We start from the raw sequence: 23,942 nt of genomic DNA on the forward strand, positions 1-23,942 counted from the left end.
TATCTATTTATTCAGGTGTATTGCAGTATTGAAATCTTTATCTAATAGATGTCCCATACGGTCACGCTTGGTCGCGAGGTATTCAGCATTCATATCATTGACCCCTACCAATAATGGCACGCGTTCCACGACATTGATGCCATGCTCAGTGAGATAAGCAATCTTGTTAGGGTTATTCGTAATGAGTCTGACCGCATCAATACCGATATGAGCGAGCATCGGCCCACACATGTCATAAATACGTGCATCCGCAGGCAAGCCCAACATCAGATTGGCATCTAACGTATCATGACCTTGATCTTGAAGGGCGTAAGCGCGAATCTTATTGGTGAGACCAATGCCGCGACCTTCTTGGCGAAGATACAAAATCGCACCACAGCCAGCCTCTTGTATGGCTTGCATCGCCGAATTAAGCTGCGGACCACAGTCGCACTTCAATGAGCTAAAAGCATCGCCAGTTAAGCACTCAGAATGAATACGAATTAAGGGAGCCGGTCGCTCTGATGGCGTCGCTGTATCTGGGTCGACCACAGGCAGTCCGACGGTCAGCATCACATGCTCTTGACCGTCTTCGTTTTCAAAGATATGAATATCAAACTCGCCATAACGAGTCGGTAGTTTGGCACTAGTAATAAATTGATATGACATTAATGTCCTGCATAAGCCGGTAATTGTGGCAGTAAGGTCTGTATTAGCAGTAATAACGCAGCGATGTCATCCTAGCTGTATTATGATAGTTAGGATGATAGCAGTATAATCTGTTCGTAAAACATGCGTGCTGATTGTCTTTATTATAAAAACACACAAAGTTCACAGACGATGCACGATGATTAAAGCGACCATTAAAAAAAAATGCTATTATGCCATACTATTTTGACGGATACAGTGACAAGTCTTTACCCTTACATTACTATGTCGTCACGAACATTCGATATTGATGCAAAATAATAAGGCATAATATCAACCCCTAGTATGGAAGCGCTGTCTATTATGACGGCGTGTTTGTTGTTAGGCGCCGCGTAGGTATAGATACGTAGGCATTGCATGAATAATTATATGGTCAGTTACATCAATAATGATGTAGATATTATTGACGTCGCTTAGCTATAGTTATCTTTATACTCTAAAGCACGTCTTGTCAGCAGATTGGTAGGTATCGTACGGTTTATGCAGCAGTCACCTCATTCCCCACAGTCTCAGTCCGTATCTGCGTCAGCCATTGAATCCGCTGCCCAGCTGTCAAATTTGCAGCAGACTTACGCTGTCATTCCGCGTGTGCGTCCAAATACGCCACTGCTTGATAGTATTGATACGCCGTCTGATCTAAACGCGTTTACCACCAATCACCTTATTACCTTGGCAGATGAATTACGACTGTTTCTGTTGTATTCAGCCGGTCAGAGTGGCGGGCATTTCGGTGCCAATTTGGGCGTGGTTGAATTGACCATTGCGCTACATTATTTGTTAGATACACCGCAAGATCAGATTGTTTGGGACGTAGGTCATCAAGCCTATGCTCATAAAGTGTTGACTGGTCGTCGTGAGCAGTTAGGTACTATTAGATCTAAAGAAGGATTGACGGCCTTTCCTGAGCGTGCGGAGTCTGTATACGATACCTTTGGCGTTGGGCATTCATCGACTTCAATCTCAGCGGGTCTAGGCATGAGCTTAGCGCTGCGCTATCAAGGTCGTGCACAAACAGTGGCCTGTATCATTGGCGATGGTGCGATGACAGGCGGCATGGCATTTGAAGCCATGAATGATGCAGTACAGCAAGACGCTGATTTGCTAGTTATCTTGAACGACAATGATATGTCGATATCTTGCTCTATCGGTGGATTTTCGCGGCATTTAGCGATGCTTTGGGAATCAGGATATCAGGTCGATATCTCTGAGGCAGGCGAGCCTGTTCTATGTCATCGTCCAGATATGCAAGGATTTGATCGCCGTAAGCGTCACAAGGAAATGCGTGATGTCCCGCAATTAGAAGACAACTTATTTAAAGCGATTGGTTTTACCTATTTTGGTCCATTTGATGGCCACAATATCCCTGAGCTGTTGCGGGTATTGTCATTGGCAAAACAAGTATCAGGTCCAGTATTGGTTCATATTTATACCACCAAAGGCAAAGGATTTGCGCCAGCTGAACTAGATCCAGTCGGTTATCATGCGATTAGCAAATTGCCTGTCGAAGATGACGAAGCGAAGATCAAAGCAGCTGATACTTCAGTAGCAAAGGCATCAGTAGATAAGCCAGCGTTAAAATATTCTCAAGTGTTTGGCCAGTTTTTGTGTGATAAAGCCGCTGAAGACGACAAACTGCTTGCCATTACGCCTGCTATGGAAGAAGGCTCTGGAATGATCGACTTTGCTCGTCATTTTCCAGAGCGTTTCTTTGATGTAGCGATTGCTGAGCAACATGCAGTCACGTTAGCAGCGGGCATGGCAACTCAAGGTGTCAAACCGATTGTCGCGATTTATTCAACGTTTTTGCAACGTGGCTATGATCAGCTGATTCATGACGTTGCGTTGCAGAATCTAGACGTAACGTTCGCTATCGACCGAGCTGGTTTAGTCGGTGAAGATGGCGCAACCCATGCTGGCGTATTTGATTTTGCATTTTTACGTTGCGTGCCTAACATGTTGATTGCAGCGCCAAAAGATGAAAACGAATGTTACCATTTGCTTAATACTTGTTATGACTATCAAGGATGTACGGCTGTACGCTATCCACGTGGTGTGGGTACGGGCGCCGTTATCGAACAGCCAGCACAAATTTATAAAATCGGCGAAGCTGTAGTGGAGTCAGTATTAGGCCCTAATAATGCGCCGAAAAAGCTCGCATTATTGGTATTTGGTACGATGATGACCACGGCTCAGCACGCAGCAGAAGCTATCGTCAATGGTAATACAGAATCAGAGTATCAAGTGCATGTGGTGAATATGCGCTGGGTAAAACCTTTAGATACTAGCCTATTAGAGATGCTATTGGCAAAAGGCATTACTCATATTGCGACCCTAGAAGAGCATGTAATTACTGGCGGCGCAGGTAGTGCGGTCAATGAGTATTTGCTCAATGAGTCAGCTGCTTTTAAGCGTACTCGTCCAGTTATTGCTAATATGGGTATTCCTGATCGCTTCATTGCGCACGGTTCCCAAGCTCAGCAACTGGCTGATTGCGGTTTGAGTGTCGACGGTGTGAGTAAGCAGCTTCAGCAGTTATTGTTATAAGTCGTGTTGTTATAAATCGTATTGCTATAAGCCATGTTGTTATAAGCAACGTTGTCATAAATAGTATGGTCGAAATTGATTTAGAATCAATAATGTTAGTTTGAACAGATAAAAGCTCGATAGATAGAGCTAACGCTTACTTAGCCGTAGGTGCTGACTTTTTTACAACTTGCGCAGTTTGTGATGACCACCAAAATATGGGCTGGTTTGGCGAACGTAATGGTTTTTTCGTTTTTATCGAACAATTTTAGTATAATGCGATTGTCATTTATAAGTTTTCATCTATAAAAGACACGTTTTTTAAATCGCATAGATGTGGTGTGATGCGGCTAGTCTAATTGGCATGTTGTGGGCACAAAGTTAGTCTTATTTTTTATATTCATTCATCAAGCAAATAGGTTATTTATGGAACCCATGGTCGTCATCGCAGCGCGTACTGCTGAAAAAGTTGGTAAAGAGATTTTATATGCGCATCAAAACCGCCACAAAATCGAATTGGATATCGAGTCGAAAGGACTTGATGGATTGGTCACACGTATTGATCGTTTCAGTGAAGAGCTGACGATTGAGACGCTAAAAGCCAGCTATCCGAATCATTCATTTTTGGGTGAAGAGTTTGGTATGCAAGAAGGTCGCGGCGAAGACGCTGACTGGTGCTGGATTATCGATCCGCTCGATGGCACCAAAAACTTCGTTCATGGTGTGCCGCAGTTCTGCGTATCGATTGCTGTACAGCATAAAGGCGTTACGCAACATGGCGTGGTCTATGATCCAGTCCGTGATGAGATGTTCTCTGCTAGCCGCGGTAAAGGCGCGCGCTTGAACAATCGCCGTATGCAAGTGAGCGAACGAAAAACGCTTGATGGTGGCCTATTTACTACGGGTCATCCGCTTGAGCGTAAGCGCAATGGTGAAGTGATTTCTTATGCGAAAGAGCATTTTGAAAGCCTACAGAAAGTCTCTGAAGCGGGTGGTCAAATTCGTCGTTTAGGGTCTGCAGCATTGGATTTATGCTATGTAGCTGCTGGTCGTTTCGATGGTTATTTCGAAATGTCTATTAAGCCGTGGGATATCGCTGCTGGTGAGCTTATCGTCACTGAGGCACGTGGTGTGGTTGTCGATCATACAGGCGCGCACAACTCAATGACTTCCGGTTCTATCTTTGCTTGTAACATCAAGCTGTTAAAGCCATTGATGCAAGTAGTCGTTCCTAGTTGGGGCGAGGCTGTATAAGTAGCAATACTTAAAAGCATTGATAATAAAAAGCTGGTTCCGTTAAGGAGCCAGCTTTTTTGTTGCTTTATCACTGTCACTGCCAACGGTTATACCCTGAAATTCAAGCGTCTTACTGGTCGTTTCTAACAGCGTCAATTCTTCTTCTATCAGCGCGAGCATGTCTTGTACGTGAGGCAATGCCTTACTGCAAGCCGCAATACCGAATTCAATCTTATCCAAATAACTGGCTAAGGTAATATTCATCGCTTGACCGTTGAATACGATAGAAGCCGGATATAAAGATTGCAAGCGCGCACCATTCCAATATAGAGGTTTCTCAGAGCCAGGTACGTGGGAAATAATGAGGTTAAAGGCTTGTTTCTTCGGGAATAAACCTGTCGCTAGATTGATACCTTCCCAAGCATAGGCGATAACGCTGTAGTTGATCACTTGCGCTTGGTTCATACGGCGGAAGCGGCGCTTGCCACTGTTCATACTACGATGGATGAGCTGTATCCGACGTAATGGATCATCCAAATGTGTGCCTAGGTTGGCCAATACAAATGACAGCTGATTACCCGATACGCTATTATCTGTACGCAGTGACATCGGTACAAAGGCAATTAATGGCTTACTAGGCAGCGCATCCATCGATATTAAATAGCGACGGATGGCACCAGCGCAAACTGCCAGTACCACATCATTTCTACTAATTTTTAGTCTATCGGCAATATCATTAAAGCGCTGAATATCATAAGACTGCGCTGCGATACGCCGTGACGCAGAGATACGTTTATTCAAAATACTCATGGGTGCATCAAAAGTACCGACATAGCCATCATCCCCAGAGTTTTTGAGGTTGTCTAGCAATTCTGTAAACACAGGCTTGATGGTAGATATTTGCTCTTTAATGATGCGTCTGATAGATCTTTTCGAAGGGAGTATGGCGTTGACGTGGTTGCGATGACGTGCCATTAAAGACCAGATTGGCAGAGTTACGGGCTCAGTGGGTGACTGCGATAAAGATTTTTGAACGAGGCGCATGGCAGCAATACCATCTACCAAAGAATGATGAATTTTGAAATACAAAGCAAAACGCTCAGGATCGCCTTCGTTTTCTGGCTGAATGCCTTCAATCACGTGACATTCCCACAAAGGCATCGCGCGATCCAAAAGACGTCCATGCTCTCTCGAAACATACATGAGCAGTTCGCGTACCCGTGCAGGTTTTGGTAGTGCGACATGATGAAGGTGATGCTCGACATCAAAGTTTTTGTCTTTTTGCCAAAACGCCATATGCTCCAATACTTGATTAAAAGGGAAGCTTGGCGGTACATCAGAGTCTTGCATCTGCTTGACCAGCTGATAGACAAAGTCGCTGTCAGCTGTATCTGGCACTTCAAATAAAAATAAACCACCGACATGCATAGGTTGTTTACGCGACTCAAGAAGCAAAAATAATTGGTCGACTGCTGTGAGAAGTCGCATAATAAATCCTTTTATGACGATGTGGTTGATTCAATTTAAAAGTAGGACAAGGCGATCAAGTATAAGTGTATAGGTAATACTTCAAGTAAGGTTAACGCTGTCATACTTTTATTGTGAATTGATATACGTTGAATGAGAAACTATCATTGGTAGGTATTCAATTAAGCCAAGTATTTAATGAAGCTCGGTATTCAATGAAACAGTGATTAGGTTATGTCGAACATCTACCACGGGTCGCTGCCAATAGGAGAATGTTCAACAAATCCTAAATGCTTATTTACGCCTGACGTCATGTTTCTTATTATTTTATCACTGACTTTTATAATGGTGTGTTGTTAGACATTTTACTGAAAAAAGTATCCGGTCTGTGGCGAGCTAGCAGTCGCCATTTTGCGTACCGGCATACGCCCTGCTAGGAATGCTGCGCGACCAGCCCACATTGCATGCTTCATGGCATGTGCCATCATGACTGGGTTCTGGGCGTTAGCAATCGCAGAGTTCATCAGTACACCATCACAGCCGAGCTCCATCGCAAGTGCTGCATCAGAGGCAGTGCCGACGCCTGCATCTACCAATACGGGTACTTCAGCGTTTTCAATAATCAAGCTAAGCGTATGACGATTGAGCAGACCAAGACCCGAACCAATCAAGCTACCTAGCGGCATAATAGCGACACAGCCCATGCTTTCTAATTCTTGTGCAACGATAGGATCATCTGACGTATAGACCATCACCTCAAAGCCATCATCGATCAATACTTTGGCGGCTTTTAACGTTTCCATTACGTTTGGATAAAGCGTTTTTTCGTCGCCCAATACTTCAAGCTTAACCAAGTTATGCCCACCCAATAGCTCACGAGCCAGCTTGCAAGTACGAACGGCAGTTTCGGCATCGAAGCACCCAGCAGTGTTGGGCAATATGGTGTACTTATCAGGTGAGATTACATCCAGCAAGTTCGGCTCATTACTGTTCTGACCGATATTGACTCGGCGAATAGCAACCGTGACAATCTCTGCTTCTGAAGCAGCAATAGCAGCGCCAGTTTCGGTCATGTCTTTATACTTACCAGTGCCAACCAACAATCGAGAAGAAAATGTACGACTGCCTACAGTAAACGTATCTTGTGAAAGTGGTGTAGGGCTGGTAGTAGAAATAGCGGCTTGTTGTGACATAAGGATAATCCTAATAGCGGGCGAACGAAGGTGACAAACGAAGATTTGGTTCAATAGTAAAAGTTATTCATCGTAGGCCGTAGTCTATGGCAGGCGACAGCTTCTCATCATGATGGTAAAGACCAGATAGGGAGCATCCAAAATCGGAGCCTTGCTACTCACGAAAAACGAAATGTTATTATAACAAACTCATGCGCGCTTACAGACAATCTTTACCCAGTTTAACGATTTAAGCAACCAGTCTCTTTTGTCATCAACTTTATCGAGGCATACGACAAGATATGCAGAGGTAGCTATAGTAGTGGCATCTATAGCAGTGATACATATAGCAACGGTATTTATGAATCATACGTTGCGACGGGCTATGTGCCGTAATACTGTTGAGTAGGCGTTAGAAGGGTGTACATGTCAGAAGGTTTCAGTGGTTGTTCGATATGGGCTACAGAATGTTCTAGAAGCGGATAAGACGTTAGAGGATCTAAGTAGAGAATATTGTTGCTGGTTATATAAGTGTTAGCCCTAATCAACTACTAAAATGATGCGCTGTACGGATATAAAAAAGCGTACAGCGCATTATGTCGCATTAACTCTAGATGAAGGACTGGCTATTTAGCGGCTTCGTCATTTACCTCTTGTTGAGTATCTTGCTCTGTTTCTGCCGGAGACTCTGTAGCAACTGCTGCAGATTTTTCATTCGCTTTGCCTTGACGACGGGCCTCTAGCTCAGATTTAGGTATCCAAGCCCATGTCATCTCAACGACGATTGGGTCACGGTCGCTGTCAGACTCACGGTCATGAATCACGCAAGGAATAACCATTTCACCTTTTGGAGTGTTCAAGATATCTAAGCGCTGCTCATCAGATAAACTGGCCACCGCAGCAATTTGACCTTTTTTGATGGGGCGATAAAAGTTAACCGAATAAGACTTAATTAATAGCACGCGGTCAGAGGGTAGGTTTAAACCCAAGATAAACCCTGTGGCCGTTTCAGCCAATAAGGTAATGGCCACTGCATGGATGGAACCAATGTGATTCTGTACAGCCTTGGTGTTATTTAAACTGACAACCACTTGATTGGGATTGACCGTTTCATAATAGACGCCTGTCGTGCCGACATATGGCACGACCTTGCCAAAGGCTTTGGACAAGATGCTCGATCGTGCACCGGCAGGCAAGTATTTAGTCACTGATAACAGTTTGGTGAATTGGTTGCTGATGGGCTTGAGTGTGCTGGTTGGCTTTTCGACTGGCAATCTTGTGTTGTCAGATACTTTGGCTGGTAACTTATTGGTCAGCTTGGTAGGGAGTTTTTTTAATAATCCTGACATACAAAATTCCTTAACTTAGATGCGTTGAATGAGATTTTGAGTAGTAGCGTGTATCATCATAGCGGAAAAATACGGAGTATTATGCAAGCCGCTATACTCACTATGTTACATTAACTACCGCTGTCCGACCATTATTAGAATGAACTGATGCGCTTATAAAACAACACTGATATGGTGATGTCTTGGACACTAGAAATAGTTTAGCTCGTAGCCGTGTTGTTCAAAATAATGCCGTTAGATGCCATGTGAAGCGTCACGCTATAATGACGGCGTTTTAGCACATTTTATTTATTTTTCTCACGAACTCCTTATCTGCTGGATGACGCTATGCCCGACACATCAACTCATAAGCCTACCAATATTATTTATACAGGTGTGGCTGGTACGGGTAAGACTTATCGATTGCTACAAATTGCTAAGCAATATACCGACTACTTACCTAGAGCCAATCCTAATGATTTACTAGCACAGCTGTTGCAAGCGCTCAGCTGGCGAGATGTCGTCTGTCTAGCATTTTTAGATTTACAATCCAAAAATCAAGACTTGGTCAAGGTGCCTGAAATTGTCAATCATGAGTTTTTTGTTGCCAAGGCATCGCAGAATGAGCGAGAGAAACACTTAAGTAATACGGCATGGTCTGTGCTGCAAATGCATACTCCTACCAGCTCAGACACCGTAAGTTATAAAAATCGTGCTGGCCAAGCTTACTTTGATAAAGACAACAGTGGCGCATGGTATTTATTACCAGAAAGCATGGCATTGTTAACGGATTTATCGCAGCAACTAGAAGAGTTTCAGCAGGCAAAGCGAGACAATGACACTAGCCAAAATCAAGCTTTCAGTCAGCAGCGTTTTAGTATGGTGAGCTTCCATCAGGCTTATGGTTATGAAGAGTTCGTTGAAGGCATTCGCCCTGTGATGGTGGCTTCTGGTCAGTCAAATAATGCTAATAATAGTCCGTCTCAAATGAGTTATGCCATTCAAGATGGGGCATTTTTAAAACTATGTCAGCGCGCGGCAAACAATCCCAAACAGCGTTATGCCATGCTGATTGATGAAATCAACCGCGCGAACGTGTCACGAGTATTTGGCGAACTACTCAGTCTGATCGAACCCGATAAACGTACGGGTATGGCAAATGCCATGACAGTGAATCTGGCATATTCTGGACGGACCTTTAGTGTTCCTGACAATGTCGATATTTATGCGACTATGAATACTCAAGATCACTCTTTAGCACCGCTAGACATGGCACTACGCCGACGTTTTCGGTTTATTGACTGTCCACCACAGCCGGAACTACTACCAATTATCAATCTTAGTAAAGGCTCAGAAACGTCTAGTACAGCAGAACATAATGAAGCAGAAACCATAGATTTGGCCAGACTATTAACAGGTTTGAACCATCGCATTATTCAGACGTTAGGGGTGGATGCGCAATTGGGTCATGCATTCTTATTTTCAGTAACGACTCTTGAACAGCTACAAGACGTATTAATCGAACAAATTATTCCGCAATTGGCGCAAGCGACTGGCGGACAAATTACTATGCTGCAGTATATTTTTAAAGATGAGCAGCAGCCAATGAGCACACAGTTTATTCAAGATAGCCAAGCACTGATGACAAACGAGTCAAATGTTCAGATAGATAATAAAAATAATTTAGCTGCACAAAATCAGATGTTTTCAGGGCATCACTTATTTCTCGATCAGTCAGTCAATACAGATAGCTATAGAATCAATAGCGACCTTATTGCCAAGATAGGCGAGTTTATAAAACCTGCCGTTTTCCAGCGTTTATATTAATTGGGTTATTGAAAATTGATAAATAGCGATGGAAGAAATCAGAGTATCACAAGCAATAATATCAATCGTAGTGGTATGGGTGCGCCTGATACTAACGTTATCACTGTATTTGAGCATCAACGCCTAACGGTTGACAGTTTTTTACAGATAGCTGATTTTCATTGGTTGATGGCACAAGAATTCTCGGTGTTCAGCATCAAACGTCAGCAAGGACAGTGGCAGCTGAAAGTCGGGCACTATATCGGTATCATTCTCCTGCCTAGTGGTATCGTACTAGAGATATTGCCAAAGCTTAATCCATCTATTCAAGACAGCGATCTCGCACAAACCCGTCAATGGGTGCAAGGCATGATGTCTGATTTGATTGGTAATAGTGATCGAACCCGCAATAAACTGCCTCATACAAAAAATTTAGGCCAGATTAGTACTCAGCTTACGTCATTACCGATAGCTGTATTGCCTTTATCAGATTGGCTGGTCACGCAGTTTTTGCAGCGATTGGCACAGCAGCAACCGACCAAGCATTACCAGTCGCAAACTCACAACCAAGCATCGCTACAAGGTCGACTACTCATCAAAGAGCAGCTGCGCCATAACAGTATGCAGCCGCATAAGTTCGTCTGTGAGAGCAGTGTGCTGAGCCAAGACATGCAGGGTAATCGACTAATTAAAAGTGCTCTGATGTTATTAAGCCCACTATTAAGCCAATCAACGGCCCCTAAATCTTTGCAAGCGTGGCAACCAATACCTGTGCTCAGCCAACATGAGATGCAGAGGCTCGACTCGATATATCATCAGGCAAAGCAACAACTAGCAGTGCTGCCACTTCACATGCAAAAATTACAGACGATGCAGCAGCTGGTGGACTTGGCTTATTGGTTATTGCAACAGTCAAATACCGAAACGGGTCACATGATTGATCCCAATAAAGCATCCAAACATAAACAAGCATCACCACGATTGTGCCTATTGATTGATATGAATCAAGCCTTTGAGCAATGGGTTAGTCAGCGTATCGCCTCAATGTTTAGCCAAGTAAGTCCGAATTATAGACCCCTATATCAATCGCAGAGTGTCTGGCTGAGTGATACAGAAGGGCAGGCCTGCTTGTCTATACGACCTGATTTACTTATATATAAGACAGCGATTGATACTGATACTCATGCCGATACCCATACCCATACCCATACCCACCAAGGTCAGGACAATACAGAAGCAGCTTCTCACATTAACGTGTCAGGTAACTATAGTCATGTCATCGATATTAAATGGAAGCATTTATCTCATGCAGCGAGCATTAGTGCCAGTGACGCTTATCAATTGACCAGTTATGCGCAGGCTTACCAAGCAGATCAGGTCTGGTTGGTCTACCCTGTACAAGGTGATGAGAGACAACCGATAGCACTTAGTCAACGGTCTCTGAATGGTCAAGATATTGATAATAATATGAATTCTGCTCAGTTATGGCTCATACCATTTAATGTCTTTACTGGAACGATAAACGAGCGCTTGTGTTCGGCCTTGAATCGAGTATAATGGCGCTATCGATGGTTAGCGCCGTCGTAGGAAAGACTTTTTGTTTAAGCTGTTTTGATGAAAAGTAGGTGTTTTTGAAATAATTTAGAAATTTTTTAAATTAATCAAAAATAAGTGTTGACACTACCACCGTTTCCGCTTAATATGTGCACCTCGATAGCGAGGAACATTAACGAGTTAGCAGTATTTCTGATAACAAGTTAAGCAACAAACTATCGTGATAATAGAAATTTTCGGAGTGTGGCGCAGTTTGGTAGCGCATCTGGTTTGGGACCAGAGGGTCGTAGGTTCGAATCCTATCACTCCGACCATCTATTTTTTAAGAGCCTTACAGGCTTTTTTTTATGTATAATGGTTTAGTTTCTGGTATATTTAGAACTGACTTTAATGTATAAAAGTCCTCTAAGAGCGCCTGTAGCTCAGCTGGATAGAGCATCTCCCTTCTAAGGAGGTGGCCGCAGGTTCGAATCCTGCCAGGCGCACCATTTAGCCTGCAAATTTTGTCTTATCAGGCAATAGTTATGGCGGTTGTAGCTCAGTTGGTAGAGCCCCGGGTTGTGATCTCGGTTGTCGTGGGTTCGAGTCCCATCAGTCGCCCCAATTTTTTCTGCATTACCTCTTTTTAGTATCTCTAGCGTTACCTCATTATAAACTCCTTTATAAATAATCAGACTCTGCCACTTTTGGCGATTTTTTGCGTCTATACGATTTGTTTTGATGACAAGTCTTCTGTATAAGCGACCTGTCTCTGTACCTTCTTCATTATTCCTTAATAGCTATTATATGAGCCAATAAAGATAAGCTTTTAAGTTGTGCATCATGATAAAGTTTTAAAGACGGTTGGTATAGACGATTTATTCAATACAACATCAGTTATAGTCCATCTTCTATAAATTGGATACGGTGTCAGGCTCGCTTAGTCTACTATTTGTAGTACTTTCACTAGCATTCTTTATATCCAAATTATACTGAACCGACTATATCAAATAAAAATAGCTAGAGCCATGTCGTAGTCATAGCAAGCTTAGTGCTGCCGTACATAGATTTTGCTTGCTTATAGTATGGTTAAATCTATATTAGTCTAGAATACTACGTACATATCGTATATCAAGCGACGCTACTATCGTGGCGATATCATAGATATTGGACCATATGATGCGACTAATCTTATATTATCGAAGGGGCAACTGATGGATGCATTGAGTGTACTGCTACAAAATGTGCATTTGTTCGAAACCAAATATTATCGCCTGAATGGTACTGGCAACTGGTCTTATTCCATCACTCGGCAAGATACAATTTTGTTTTACTTGGTTATGTCTGGTAGTTTTTGCATTGACGTTGGTAATGGTCTGCGGCAGGCACATGCTGGTGATATGATTATGATTCCTAACGCGCATAGGCATGTCAGCTACGCGTTGAACCATCATGGTGATGGTGCAGAGTCATTGGATGATTTACTACCTAATTGTAAAAGTAATACGCTTGAAATCAATGGTAACGGTGATCCCAATTCATCTTTGATATTGATTGAATGCAAATATGACAAAGAAATGATACGTCCTTTGCTATCTGTACTGCCTCCGATTTTGCCTGAAATTAATGATGCCTCTGAAGGTAGGTTCGAAGTTATCGATGTCGAGATTAAGCTCTTAACACTAGAAGCTGAGCGTGAACGCATGGGTAAGACTGCTGTCATCAATCATTGGGCAAGTATTATGATGATTGAGTGCTTACGTGTGTATATTGAAAGTCTGCCTGAGGCCACAGAAAATTGGCTAAAGGCGATGAAAGATCCATTTCTGACCAAAGCATTGGCCGCGATGCATGAAGATCCAAGCCAAAGTTGGACGATTCATAATCTCGCCGAGGTAGCGGGTATGTCACGCTCAAGCTTTGCACAACGTTTCAAAGATACAGTTGGAATGCCACCATTGACCTATCTAATCGATTATCGTCTACGCTTGGCGGCACGTTATTTGCGCTTACAGCAAAACAGTATCAGCCGTATTAGTGAGCTGGTTGGCTATGCGTCAGACTCAACATTTAGCCAGGCATTCAAGCGTGTTTATGGCGTGTCCCCTAAAGCATATCGTCAACAGTATCAAAAAAGAATAATGGCTTAGCTTGCGTTCAACACACTTATCTATAAAAAAAGCGTTAAGGGTGCTACTGTGCCTTTAGCGCTTTTTTTATTTTTAGCAGTGATATATAGTCAGTCCTAAATAAAACAGATACAGATGTAACCATGCGATACTGGCATACATTTTCCTTGCTTGCTGTGCCTGCGCAGACAGAGGCTACGCAAAATGCACCCAGTATCATTGTATTTATTTTATAGTGGATCGACTATATGAGATGTCGATAGAGACTTTTTATCTGACTGCCAGCACCACGTTTGAATATGCGCAACTCCCAGTATTTTGATGATGTATGGCTGACAATGTGCTCGTGTTAAGGTACTATGGGATAATGAGTTATCTAGGCATGCGTGCTTATTTTTAGCGTATGATATTTCACTGTATGGCAGAAATATCATATGGTCTAGATGATATTTATTTTTGCTGCTGATGGTATGTTATGACTGAACCGACCGCAAAGCTGAACGCACAAGCCAATAACCAAAAAGGCTCTGCTACGTCTGCCGAAAAACAAAGCAATATGGATACAAACAACGCTACAGACAAGGTTGAGAGTAACCCATGCCTTGTAGAAAGTACGGAACCAGATAGCATCGCCGAGCCACTTGATAAGGCGACATTGCTAGCGCTGTTTACCTTACCAAATTCAGAAAAAATGATGGCTGAAGGCTCAGAGACAGAAGTAACCTCTAAAACTTCGTCTACCGGGCTTTCTCACAGCCATTCGACTACGCAAAAACCTGCTGATAACCAGAATAATATTGCTGAACAGCGAGTGGCGCTTTATCAGGCTCAGCACGAGCGTACTCGACTGTTATATATGGCTTCTGCTAGTACACGTCCGACTTATCTGGTACAAACGCTTAAGCTACAGTTTGCAGAACATCAGCAGTATCTACTCGCTCAGCAGCTCGATAAGCGCGGTCTGATGGATACGGATGGGTTAGAGCGCCTTTGGCAGCAGTTACATGTGGTGGATGATATCATTGCCGATATTATCCGTCACATGCCAGCCCAACAACCAGCAGGGTGGCAGCTGACTACCCAAGATGGTCGCAACCCGTTATGTTTTGCGACTGTGGGTAAGCTAAAGTACGGTAAACCCATCCGTGACCAAGGCAGTCTCAACAGTTATGTGCTTGGCCACTTTGGTGTGAGTAGCTTTACCTATGACCGCGGCTATTATATTGGGCATGTCGTTGGTTACTTATTTAGCTGTTATTTCTGTGCTCATTTGTCTATCAGCTACGGTGTCACGGCTCTTAGTCAGCCGGTCGTTGCAGACTATGACTATGCCAGTCTTGAGACCCCGCATATGGTCAGACTATTGCAAGGGTTAGATGGCTATTGTAAAAAACGTATTTATCAACTGGCAGTGATTTGTGCGCGATTGAGCGTATTTGCCAGTGATAAGCGCATCGAGAGGATGTTGATTGCAGAGGTAAATGATTTCGATAAAAAGCTGCAACAGCAGCATTTAGATGTTTTGCTATTGCAAGGCTTAATGCCAGATAGTAGCGACTCTACACCACTTCTTTAGCTTTTGAATGCTCTCAAATTGTTGGTTAGATACTATTATTGTTAGATATTATTATTGAGTATGGCTGTATTGCCCTTCAGGGCTCTATCTTGCCTAATATCGCCAAAGATTTTGAATGGTTGGAGCGAGAGTTATCATCGATTACCTGAGCTGTTCTTTCATTGTCCCATATCTACTATAGCTGCTTTTCTAAACCTTACCTTAGCTTTCTTAATATTTGCTTACTGTTGTATATTATTGACTGAGTCACATTTTTACTATGGTAAAACCAGTCATCAAGCTATAGTGAGCTTTGTGTGAGAAGTCAGCATTATCCAAAAGCGGTTCTTATAAAACTAACCACCATGCTATTCACTCTTATTAAGAGTAACGTATATAGTCTCTGAAAAAAGTAACGTATAGACGGTGTGCTTGGTTATTTAAATGAGTTATCACTCAAAATCGATCAGTAAGACAATTATTGGTTTAGCTTTCCCCAATAGTCCTTAAGAGTAGCAATCAAAGGTAGCCATTCATGTCAATCCAAACGTCAACATCAGCTGCAATAGAGAAGTGTGCGGCTAAAAAATCTTACGTGCTTGCACTTACTGTGATAAGTGCTTCGTTAATGGCTAGTTTGTCACTGACATCCATGAGTGCGCAGGCAGCTGGTTTGGGTGAGCTGTTTGGTAATAAGAGTACTAAATCAAAGTTTTTGCCTGTTGATGAAGCCTTTCAAGTGGTTAGTAACACTAAGGCGACCTCTAAAGGCACGCGATTATCGATCAATTTTGATATCACACCAGGCCACTATGTTTATAAGAACAAATTAACCTTAAATTTCCCTAAAGGGGTGAGCGCCACACCATTTACTTTCAATCAGTCTCCTGTCTCCATTGATGATCCAACCTTTGGTAAGGTACCTGTGTTTACGCAAAGAAATATGGTGGCCACTACGATACTGACCACGAATAATGGCAAAAGTGCCAAAAATGTGCCAGTTGTGATTGGCTGGCAAGGCTGTGCCACCGCAGGGTTGTGCTATCCGCCAGAAAAGGTAAAAACCACGGTCGACATTGCTGTTAGGTAGGTAGTAACTTGGTAAGTTAGTAAGTCGATTTAACTCTTGGTCATAAATAGAATATTGGTAATAAATAGGTAGCCATTCATGTCGATTAAGGCAAAAGAAAAACCCTCATCGCTAACGCGAAGCCGCGCTGCTAAGAAGTCCTACCTACTGGCATTTGCGATAAGCGGTAGCTCGTTATTTGCAGGACTGTTGCCCACTGGTCTAGTAGCTACTGGATTGACAGCAACGTCTATGACCACGCAAGCGGCCGGATTGGGTGACTTATTTGGCAATAGTAAGAGTGATGCAAAGCCAAAATTCCTACCAGTCGATCAAGCATTTCAGGTCATTACTGACACTAGCGCTACGGGCAATGGTACACGCTTAGCCATTAATTTCGATATCACGCCTCAGCATTATGTTTATAAAGATAAAATCAAGCTAACGCTACCTGATGGGGTGTCCGCGGCGCCGTTTACCTTTAGTCAGAAGCCTGTCTTGATTGATGACCCTACCTTTGGAAAAGTGCCAGTATTCGATCAAATCAATATGGTCGCAACCACTACTTTGACCAGTAATAGTGGTAAAAGTGTGGATAACGCCGCAGTGGTCATTGGTTGGCAAGGTTGTGCTAAAGCAGGACTGTGCTATCCACCTGAAAAGGTTAATACTACTATCAATATCGCAGCAACACCGCAGCAGGCAGCAGAAAATAGCACTAATACTTCTAATACTGATGTAGCAGCTAACGCTAGTCTAGCAGATGATGCTCAGGTGTCTGAGAATGACATTAGTACAGATAATGTTGAAGCAGGACAAGCACAGGTAGATGACGACGTTATCGATTATGCCTTGCTAGATGAAGACTCGCTAGACGGTGAGCTGACAGCGACTAATACGATTTCTGGTGCAGATGGAGAGACACCGACTAACATTGCGCAAAGTGATACAGTAGCGTCTGCCAATAGTGTCGTCGATAGCGATCCTTTTGGTTTAGGAACGCATCCTGGCTTAGCACTTATTTTACTGTTTTTAGCAGGTCTGGGTTTGGCCTTAACGCCATGTGTATTACCGATGCTGCCTATTGTCGCCAATATCGTTGCTCGTGAGGAAAAACCAACGGTCAAACGTGGTGTGATCTTAACCACCAGTTACGCTATTGGTGTGGCGACAGCATATGGGATTTTGGGTGCTGTCATTGCGGTGTTCGGTGAGTCATTGGGTATTATTGGTTGGCTACAAAACCCTATTATTCTAATCAGTTTTGCGATCGTCTTCGTTTTACTGGCACTCTATATGCTAGGCGTGTTTAGTATCCGATTGCCACGAGGCATCAGTAGTAAAATGCAGGGGTTGAGCCAAGCAGGTGATAGTAAGCTTGGTAGTACAGGTGGTAGTTTGGTCGCTGGTTTCTTGTCCGCTTTAGTGGTATCGCCTTGTGTGTCTGCACCATTATTTGGTGCGCTACTTGCCGTGTCTACGATTGGTAGCCCTTTGCTTGGTTTCGCTGCTTTATTTATGCTTGGGTTTGGTTTGTCTGCCCCGCTTATTTTAATCGGTGCAACCCAAGGCAAAATCATGCCAAAAGCTGGCGAGTGGATGAATTGGGTCAAGCAAGGCTTTGCCTTATTACTCTTTGCTGTAGCGTTATTATTAATTGAACGAGTCTTTATATCACCAGTGATGCTACTGGTGTGGGCATTATGGTTCATGGTAGTAGCGACATGGGCGTGGAGCTGGTTGGGTAAAGGTCGCATGCTCACACAAGCATTCGGTTTACTCGCAGGTATTTGGGCGGCTTGTTTGATGGTAGGTGCCGCATTAGGTAACGATGATAGTTTACATCCGCTTGCATCATTGAGTGCGGCGCCAATGACACAGTCGATGACGAACCCATCAGCTGCTAATAATGTAACCGATCAGACCATCACTACGTTGGCTGAGTTAGATGTCATTATCGCTGCCAATCCAAAAGTCATTGTAGATGTCACTGCAGAGTGGTGCATAGAATGCCGCATTATGGACAAGAATTTATTCCATAATCGTCCTGTACAGATGCAAGACTGGCAATTGGTTAAACTTGATATCACTGAGACGACTGATGACTCTAAAGCTATTTTGGCACGCTATAAATTATTTGGCCCACCTGCTTTACTGTATTATCAAGAGGGTCAACTGGTCAACCAACAAGTGGGTGAAATTGGTCGTTCAGAGTTTGAACAGACACTGACGATGCTTAGTAACTGATAACTAATAGTTCATACTTAATGACTCATACCTAACGACTCATACTTAGCGACTTATCATTAATAAATCCTACTTAACAACATGAGCAAGTCTTTTGCGAAGGCTTACTAATCTGAAAGAGCCAACATACTATAGTAATAGTATGTTGGCTTTTTTAATGTGCTTAAAGATTATCTATCATAATGAGACTAAGCACTTGGTTTAACATCTTTTATTCCTATCTACATTTGTATTATGAGGCGATAACGCTAGTATAATATCCATATTTTCATTACAATAAAGCAACAATGCTAAAGACGCATTTCCAATGACAATTTTGGATATTTATATCCGAATATCATTGGTCTTGTTCTGTTTTAGCGATGACGCTAATGGTCAACTTCATTACTTCATATACTTGCTGGCGATGGTGCCAGTGAGACAAAGGATACTTATGTTTCCCCATATCACTGCACAGCGCCCATCTATGCCTATTACCAAAGCGAGAAAAAATATCTTACTTCAAACAGAGAAACATCATCTGAACATTGCTATCGGAATAGCGTTAACTTGCTTTACAGTGCAAGTGAATGCTGCCGACAATACGCAAACTTACAATGAGTTGCCAATACCAGAGACAGCATTCGAATATGAAGATTACGAAATGCCACAAGGTACGGATGAGTCGTCAATAAAATCAGATACAGCTGAAACAAATCGCAAAGTAGTGAGCAAAGAGTTTATTGCTGAGCAGGCGAAGTTGTTTTTTGATTGTACCCAAGTACATACCAGTGCGGCACGTTTGGCCTGTTTTGATAAAGTGGCGGAGCAAGGTAAGACACCGAGCTACACCACGACTAAACAGCCATTAGATTTGGCAAAAACCTTTCAAAGTACCATTTCAGGCAATCCTCAAGTAATATTGGCTGAGGCTGAAACGGCTATGAGTGGTACATCGGTTGAAGATGCAGATACTATTTTAGTGAGTAATCAGCGAATTGCAAAAAGCAACTTAGAAAAAAGCAGCAGCTTAGAGACAGATGATGATACTAAGAGCGAGGCACAGATTTTATCAAATATAGGTGTCACTCAGACTGATATCGAAAAATATACACCACTGAGTTTATCTTATGATTTGGATAAGAACAGTGAGCGCGGGACTTGGACCGTAAGACCGTATCGACCGACTTATCTATTACCACTATTCTATACTTTTGATCCTAACTTAAACCCAAGCACACCAACACGGGATACAGAGTCTTTCACTTCTAATGATGTCAGAGAGTCTGAGTTAAAATTCCAGATATCTTTGAAATCTAAAGTTGCAGAAGATTTATTCGATAGTAATGCTGACTTGTGGTTTGGTTATACGCAAGAGTCGCATTGGCAGGTCTATAACGAAGATAACTCACGTCCATTCCGTGCGACTGATTACCAGCCCGAAATATTCCTAACTCAACCTGTCGCCGCCAATCTACCATTTGGCGGGCGTCTGCGTATGTTGGGTGCTGGTGCCATTCACCATTCTAATGGACAAGACGATCCTTTATCGCGTTCATGGAACCGTGCTTATCTGATGGCAGGTGCAGAGTGGGGCAAGCTATCGATCGTACCGCGCTTATGGGCTCGAGTAAATAACGAGAGTAGTAGTACAGATGATAACCCAGATATTGAAGACTATATGGGCTATGGCGATATCAAGTTCTTATATGATTTGCCTGATCAACAAAGCTTGAGCGGAACCCTTCGCTATAATCCAGGCACCAATAAAGGCGCGGCGCAACTAGATTATATTTATCCATTGTCAGAAAATATCAATGGTTATGTGCAGCTTTTCCAAGGTTATGGTGAGTCTATCATCGACTACAATCATGAAAACACCTCTATCGGTTTCGGTATTGTGCTGAATGATTGGCGCGGTTTTTAATAGCTTGTCTACTTACGTTAATTTATGCGGCGATTAACGCCTTACCAAGCTGGATTATGGCTGGCAGAGTATCTAGATATACGTTGCCAGTTATGCCGTGTTTATCGTAGCTCACCACAGTCTCAGCTATTGCAAAGCCAATCAACGCTACATAGTAATGATGCTCTAAATACCAATACAGTATTTAGAGCATCAAATGATAACTCCCTCTCTGCTAAGTTGATCCAACAGGCTTATCACCTCTTAAATAGAGGGCTACTGTGTGCTCACTGTCATCATAGTATAGCGTGGTTACCCAAGCCTTTCGAAGTTGATATTTCTGCTGGTACTTCATTGTCTATTCAGGCTGCCACCTATTATGACTATCCGATTCGTCAAGCCATTAGAGCCTTTAAAAATCACGAAGATATAACCAAACTGCCAATACTGCTGCATGCCATACGCCAGTTACCGCGACCGCATGGTTGTCATCAGGGTAATAGCGTGATTGTTGCAATGCCAACGACTAATCAACGACTGGTCAAACGTGGATTCGATCCAGTGAGTATCTTATCGGCACAACTGTCCAAGCATTGGCGGATACCATTGTGGCACGGCGTCATGAGAGTTGATAATACGATCAGTCAGCAAGGACTCACGCGTGCTGAGCGCTTAAGTAATTTAGACAATGCCTTTGTATTGATAGAAAACCCACCCGTCAAACGTTTATTACTATTCGACGATGTTGCGACCACAGGTGCCAGCTTACAGGCATTAGGACGTGTACTGTCTGTACCAAAAGCAACCACGTTAGATAACCAAAGTCATAGCAATTACCTGCTGTCCGCCTACGCTCTGGCACATGGAAGTCAGCCTTAGTAGCGATTTTCATCCACTCAAAATATACTAATATGTTGCTAATTTGTTACCTTAGCGCTATATTGTGAAAACTGTATATAGTAATTTGTTTGCTATCAACGAAACGTTTCTCTCACCGCTGAATTGAATAATACGATAAAAATGATAAGTTCTAGATAGCTTGTACTATTTACGCATCTGCTATTACTTCGTTATTAGAAAGCAACTAAAAATTGTGGAATAAAAATTGCAGGTTTTATGTTCTATAAACATAAAAAGTTTAGCGAAAACACTATAAAAATATGAGTCTATGATTAATGCTTTCAGCGGAGTTTAGCATCGCTATCAGACAGACAACGGCCGTTATAAATAGGGATTTGATGTGAACGCATCTACAAATAGTCTACCAATCAGTTTACGAATGAACAGCTCCGGATTTACTCTAATTGAGCTGATGGTAACCATTGCCGTGCTTGCCATTATTGTTAGTATTGCGGCGCCTAGTATGAATACTCAGTTTGCCAATCAGCGTGTGAAATCTACTACTTCGACACTACTTACTGCATTAAAAGAAGCTAAGGTCGAAAGTATTATCCGCCGTCAAGATATAACGGTTATATATGATGACACTGTTAGCCCTCAGACGATTACACTGCAAGCTAATAATGTCGATATATCTAGCTACGATATCAGTGACAGGAGTACGGTTACTCAGACGATTACACCGTCTACTGTAAGTAACATTGTTTTTAAACCAAATAAGACAATAGATAATAGCGCGACAGTCCTATATACAATCTGTGATAGCGGGTCTGATGATGAGACACCTAAACAAGTAGAACTCACTACAATTGCTAATGTTAATACTATGAATGCTGGGATCTGTTGATGAATACTAAAAGCACGCAAGCAGGCGTAGGACTAATAGAAGTGATGGTGTCATTACTGTTACTAGCTGTGGCTGTTTTAGGATTTAGTGCCATGCAAATGTCAGCGATAAAAGCAACAGACGAGAGTCTAATGCGCACACGATCTTTGACCATCATGAGAGGTGGTGCTGAAACGATGCGCCTTAATCCAAGTGGTATTAGTGCTTTTAAAACTGCTATAAATAGTTCTTCGGATTCGATAAGTATTGACGGTGTTAGTATAACTAAGGACAGCTGCATAAAAAATACAGATACTGTTCCCGTAGCAGCAGACAGTTGTACTATCGACCAGCTTGCAACGCGTGATGGATTGTTGATGAAATCTTATGCAGCCCAAAATGATATTAATGTTGGTATGGTTCCAGGCGGTTGCCCCGATACATCGGGTAACCAAGAACGTCAGTGTTTTGTAGCTAGTTGGGGGGACACAACCGTTGCGTTAGATAATACTGCAGAAGATGCATGCGCCAACGCAAATGGTACTTATAAGAATGGTGCAGAGTGCTTTATTATGGAGGCTTACTGATGATATTTTCTCATAACCGTGAATATAGCCATTACAATCAGGCAGGTTTTACTTTAATAGAGCTAATGATCTCCTTAGTCCTTGGTCTAATAGTATCTGCTGCTGTTATTCAAGTTTATATAATTAATGTAAAAACCAGTAGTATCCAAGCGAGTGGCAGCGAGTTACAGGATGCAAGTGTATTTGGACTACAGCAACTAGAAAAACACATGCGACTAGCGAATCTTGGCAATCCCTCTACTCAGATTGATAGTACTACTGTAAACGGTGGCATTGTATTAACAGGTGCTAATCTTGGTATTACAGCAGCGACTTATAACGATACTGGTTATTTGACGAGACGAGCTGGTGATAGTACTAGTGGTACTAATGGTTGGACAGGCGTTTCAAACACTACTGTGGGCAGTGATCAACTAACCATTCAATATACTAATATTACAGGCAATACCTTGAGTGACTGTGAAGGATCAGATGTTGCGGTGAATGACATTGTAGTGGAACGTTATTTTTTACGTCAAGCGACAGGTGCGAGCAGTACTGGAATTATTAGAGACTTAGTCTTAGCCTGTGATGCAGGACGTGTTAATCAAGCTGGTGGCATAGACACGACACCAACGGACTCACGTCGTTTCGGCCAAGCAGGTCAGGAGTTCATCGTTAATGCTGATCAGTTTAAAGTTTTATTAGGTATACAAGAAGTTAGTGGCGCTAATGCCGGACAGGTGATGTATCTACCCAGCAGCGCATATCTAGCTATCACGACAGATAGGCCAGCAATAACAGCTCTTAAGGTAGGCATTATTGTACATGGAAGCACGGCTGTATTAGGTAGTGCTGACCAAGATGAATTTATTTTATTAGGTCAAGACAACAATCTAAAGACAGATGCTAATCGTACGAGACAAGTGCGTTCGACTTATGAGGCTACGACCTTACTACGTAATGCACGTGTAGTAAATGTCAGCACTAGCTTATCACCCTGAGTAGAGAGA

17 protein-coding genes and 3 tRNA genes are annotated in these 23,942 nt (G+C 42.7%); 16 read left to right on the forward strand and 4 right to left on the reverse strand.

Going from position 1 to position 23,942, the window contains the following annotated elements; translation table 11 throughout:
* Positions 1–3 precede the first annotated feature (3 nt).
* Positions 4–648 (reverse strand): GTP cyclohydrolase II, encoded by a 645-nt coding sequence (gene ribA / locus I6E84_RS01790; RefSeq protein WP_197215740.1) that lies wholly within the window; start codon positions 646–648, stop codon positions 4–6.
* A 519-nt stretch (positions 649–1,167) separates the two neighbouring features.
* On the opposite strand from ribA, the gene dxs reads away from it, so the two are divergent.
* Together dxs and I6E84_RS01800 are read left to right on the forward strand one after the other, a co-directional pair.
* Positions 1,168–3,231 carry a 1-deoxy-D-xylulose-5-phosphate synthase gene (gene dxs, locus I6E84_RS01795; protein ID WP_197215741.1) on the forward strand — a complete coding sequence of 688 codons (2,064 nt, stop codon included), beginning with the start codon at positions 1,168–1,170 and terminating at the stop codon, positions 3,229–3,231.
* A gap of 405 nt (positions 3,232–3,636) precedes the next feature.
* Positions 3,637–4,464 carry an inositol monophosphatase family protein gene (locus I6E84_RS01800; protein ID WP_110921870.1) on the forward strand — a complete coding sequence of 276 codons (828 nt, stop codon included), beginning with the start codon at positions 3,637–3,639 and terminating at the stop codon, positions 4,462–4,464.
* Between the two features lie 42 nt (positions 4,465–4,506).
* Here I6E84_RS01800 and I6E84_RS01805 read toward each other — a convergent pair whose 3' ends face one another.
* The 3 genes from I6E84_RS01805 to I6E84_RS01815 form a co-directional block, all read right to left on the reverse strand.
* Positions 4,507–5,934 (reverse strand): WS/DGAT/MGAT family O-acyltransferase, encoded by a 1,428-nt coding sequence (locus I6E84_RS01805; RefSeq protein WP_197215742.1) that lies wholly within the window; start codon positions 5,932–5,934, stop codon positions 4,507–4,509.
* A gap of 344 nt (positions 5,935–6,278) precedes the next feature.
* Entirely contained in the window at positions 6,279–7,106 is an 828-nt protein-coding gene (locus I6E84_RS01810) for a thiazole synthase (RefSeq protein WP_197215743.1), read from the reverse strand.
* A gap of 605 nt (positions 7,107–7,711) precedes the next feature.
* A complete protein-coding gene (locus I6E84_RS01815; RefSeq protein WP_197215745.1) occupies positions 7,712–8,434 on the reverse strand; it encodes a DUF4442 domain-containing protein in 723 nt (240 codons plus the stop codon).
* 327 nt (positions 8,435–8,761) lie between these two features.
* Here I6E84_RS01815 and I6E84_RS01820 point away from each other — a divergent pair, with 327 nt between their 5' ends.
* From I6E84_RS01820 to I6E84_RS01885, 14 genes are all read left to right on the forward strand, one after another.
* On the forward strand, positions 8,762–10,240 hold the full coding sequence (locus tag I6E84_RS01820; RefSeq protein ID WP_197215746.1) for an McrB family protein: 1,479 nt from the start codon (positions 8,762–8,764) through the stop codon (positions 10,238–10,240).
* Positions 10,241–10,255: 15 nt separating this feature from the next.
* On the forward strand, positions 10,256–11,776 hold the full coding sequence (locus I6E84_RS01825) for an McrC family protein (protein ID WP_227681263.1): 1,521 nt from the start codon (positions 10,256–10,258) through the stop codon (positions 11,774–11,776).
* A gap of 234 nt (positions 11,777–12,010) precedes the next feature.
* A tRNA-Pro gene (locus I6E84_RS01830) sits at positions 12,011–12,087 on the forward strand.
* A gap of 97 nt (positions 12,088–12,184) precedes the next feature.
* Positions 12,185–12,261, forward strand: a tRNA-Arg gene (locus I6E84_RS01835).
* Between the two features lie 39 nt (positions 12,262–12,300).
* A tRNA-His gene (locus I6E84_RS01840) sits at positions 12,301–12,376 on the forward strand.
* Positions 12,377–12,966: 590 nt separating this feature from the next.
* Positions 12,967–13,902, forward strand: coding sequence for an AraC family transcriptional regulator (locus tag I6E84_RS01845; RefSeq protein WP_197215747.1), 936 nt, complete (start codon positions 12,967–12,969; stop codon positions 13,900–13,902).
* Between the two features lie 454 nt (positions 13,903–14,356).
* A complete protein-coding gene (locus I6E84_RS01850; protein WP_197215748.1) occupies positions 14,357–15,457 on the forward strand; it encodes a hypothetical protein in 1,101 nt (366 codons plus the stop codon).
* Between the two features lie 514 nt (positions 15,458–15,971).
* Complete coding sequence (locus I6E84_RS01855; protein WP_197215749.1) at positions 15,972–16,526, forward strand: protein-disulfide reductase DsbD N-terminal domain-containing protein; 555 nt, start codon at positions 15,972–15,974, stop codon at positions 16,524–16,526.
* 78 nt (positions 16,527–16,604) lie between these two features.
* Positions 16,605–18,752, forward strand: a complete 2,148-nt coding sequence (dsbD, locus tag I6E84_RS01860; protein ID WP_197215750.1) for a protein-disulfide reductase DsbD — start codon at positions 16,605–16,607, stop codon at positions 18,750–18,752.
* Between the two features lie 433 nt (positions 18,753–19,185).
* Complete coding sequence (locus tag I6E84_RS01865) at positions 19,186–20,658, forward strand: phospholipase A (RefSeq protein ID WP_197215751.1); 1,473 nt, start codon at positions 19,186–19,188, stop codon at positions 20,656–20,658.
* Positions 20,659–20,682: 24 nt separating this feature from the next.
* On the forward strand, positions 20,683–21,516 hold the full coding sequence (locus I6E84_RS01870) for a ComF family protein (RefSeq protein WP_227681264.1): 834 nt from the start codon (positions 20,683–20,685) through the stop codon (positions 21,514–21,516).
* A 361-nt stretch (positions 21,517–21,877) separates the two neighbouring features.
* Positions 21,878–22,384, forward strand: a complete 507-nt coding sequence (locus tag I6E84_RS01875; protein ID WP_320158614.1) for a Tfp pilus assembly protein FimT/FimU — start codon at positions 21,878–21,880, stop codon at positions 22,382–22,384.
* Positions 22,384–22,950 (forward strand): prepilin-type N-terminal cleavage/methylation domain-containing protein, encoded by a 567-nt coding sequence (locus I6E84_RS01880; RefSeq protein WP_197099751.1) that lies wholly within the window; start codon positions 22,384–22,386, stop codon positions 22,948–22,950. The genes I6E84_RS01875 and I6E84_RS01880 overlap by 1 nt, the downstream gene beginning before the upstream one ends.
* Positions 22,950–23,933 carry a PilW family protein gene (locus I6E84_RS01885; protein ID WP_197215753.1) on the forward strand — a complete coding sequence of 328 codons (984 nt, stop codon included), beginning with the start codon at positions 22,950–22,952 and terminating at the stop codon, positions 23,931–23,933. The genes I6E84_RS01880 and I6E84_RS01885 overlap by 1 nt, the downstream gene beginning before the upstream one ends.
* Positions 23,934–23,942 lie beyond the last annotated feature (9 nt).

The organism is Psychrobacter sp. SCQQ22, from assembly GCF_015864605.1.
Taxonomy (GTDB): Bacteria; Pseudomonadota; Gammaproteobacteria; order Pseudomonadales; family Moraxellaceae; genus Psychrobacter; species Psychrobacter fozii.

Excerpts from the sequence above, each read along its gene's own strand:
- I6E84_RS01800 (WP_110921870.1), top strand. The coding sequence starts at position 3,637 with ATGGAACCCATGGTCGTCATCGCAGCGCGTACTGCTGAAAAAGTTGGT.
- I6E84_RS01885 (WP_197215753.1), top strand. The coding sequence starts at position 22,950 with ATGATATTTTCTCATAACCGTGAATATAGCCATTACAATCAGGCAGGT.
- dxs (WP_197215741.1), top strand. The coding sequence starts at position 1,168 with ATGCAGCAGTCACCTCATTCCCCACAGTCTCAGTCCGTATCTGCGTCA.
- I6E84_RS01880 (WP_197099751.1), top strand. The coding sequence starts at position 22,384 with ATGAATACTAAAAGCACGCAAGCAGGCGTAGGACTAATAGAAGTGATG.
- I6E84_RS01805 (WP_197215742.1), bottom strand. The coding sequence starts at position 5,934 with ATGCGACTTCTCACAGCAGTCGACCAATTATTTTTGCTTCTTGAGTCG.
- I6E84_RS01815 (WP_197215745.1), bottom strand. The coding sequence starts at position 8,434 with ATGTCAGGATTATTAAAAAAACTCCCTACCAAGCTGACCAATAAGTTA.
- I6E84_RS01845 (WP_197215747.1), top strand. The coding sequence starts at position 12,967 with ATGGATGCATTGAGTGTACTGCTACAAAATGTGCATTTGTTCGAAACC.
- I6E84_RS01820 (WP_197215746.1), top strand. The coding sequence starts at position 8,762 with ATGCCCGACACATCAACTCATAAGCCTACCAATATTATTTATACAGGT.
- dsbD (WP_197215750.1), top strand. The coding sequence starts at position 16,605 with ATGTCGATTAAGGCAAAAGAAAAACCCTCATCGCTAACGCGAAGCCGC.
- ribA (WP_197215740.1), bottom strand. The coding sequence starts at position 648 with ATGTCATATCAATTTATTACTAGTGCCAAACTACCGACTCGTTATGGC.
- I6E84_RS01865 (WP_197215751.1), top strand. The coding sequence starts at position 19,186 with ATGTTTCCCCATATCACTGCACAGCGCCCATCTATGCCTATTACCAAA.
- I6E84_RS01870 (WP_227681264.1), top strand. The coding sequence starts at position 20,683 with ATGCGGCGATTAACGCCTTACCAAGCTGGATTATGGCTGGCAGAGTAT.
- I6E84_RS01850 (WP_197215748.1), top strand. The coding sequence starts at position 14,357 with ATGACTGAACCGACCGCAAAGCTGAACGCACAAGCCAATAACCAAAAA.
- I6E84_RS01810 (WP_197215743.1), bottom strand. The coding sequence starts at position 7,106 with ATGTCACAACAAGCCGCTATTTCTACTACCAGCCCTACACCACTTTCA.
- I6E84_RS01855 (WP_197215749.1), top strand. The coding sequence starts at position 15,972 with ATGTCAATCCAAACGTCAACATCAGCTGCAATAGAGAAGTGTGCGGCT.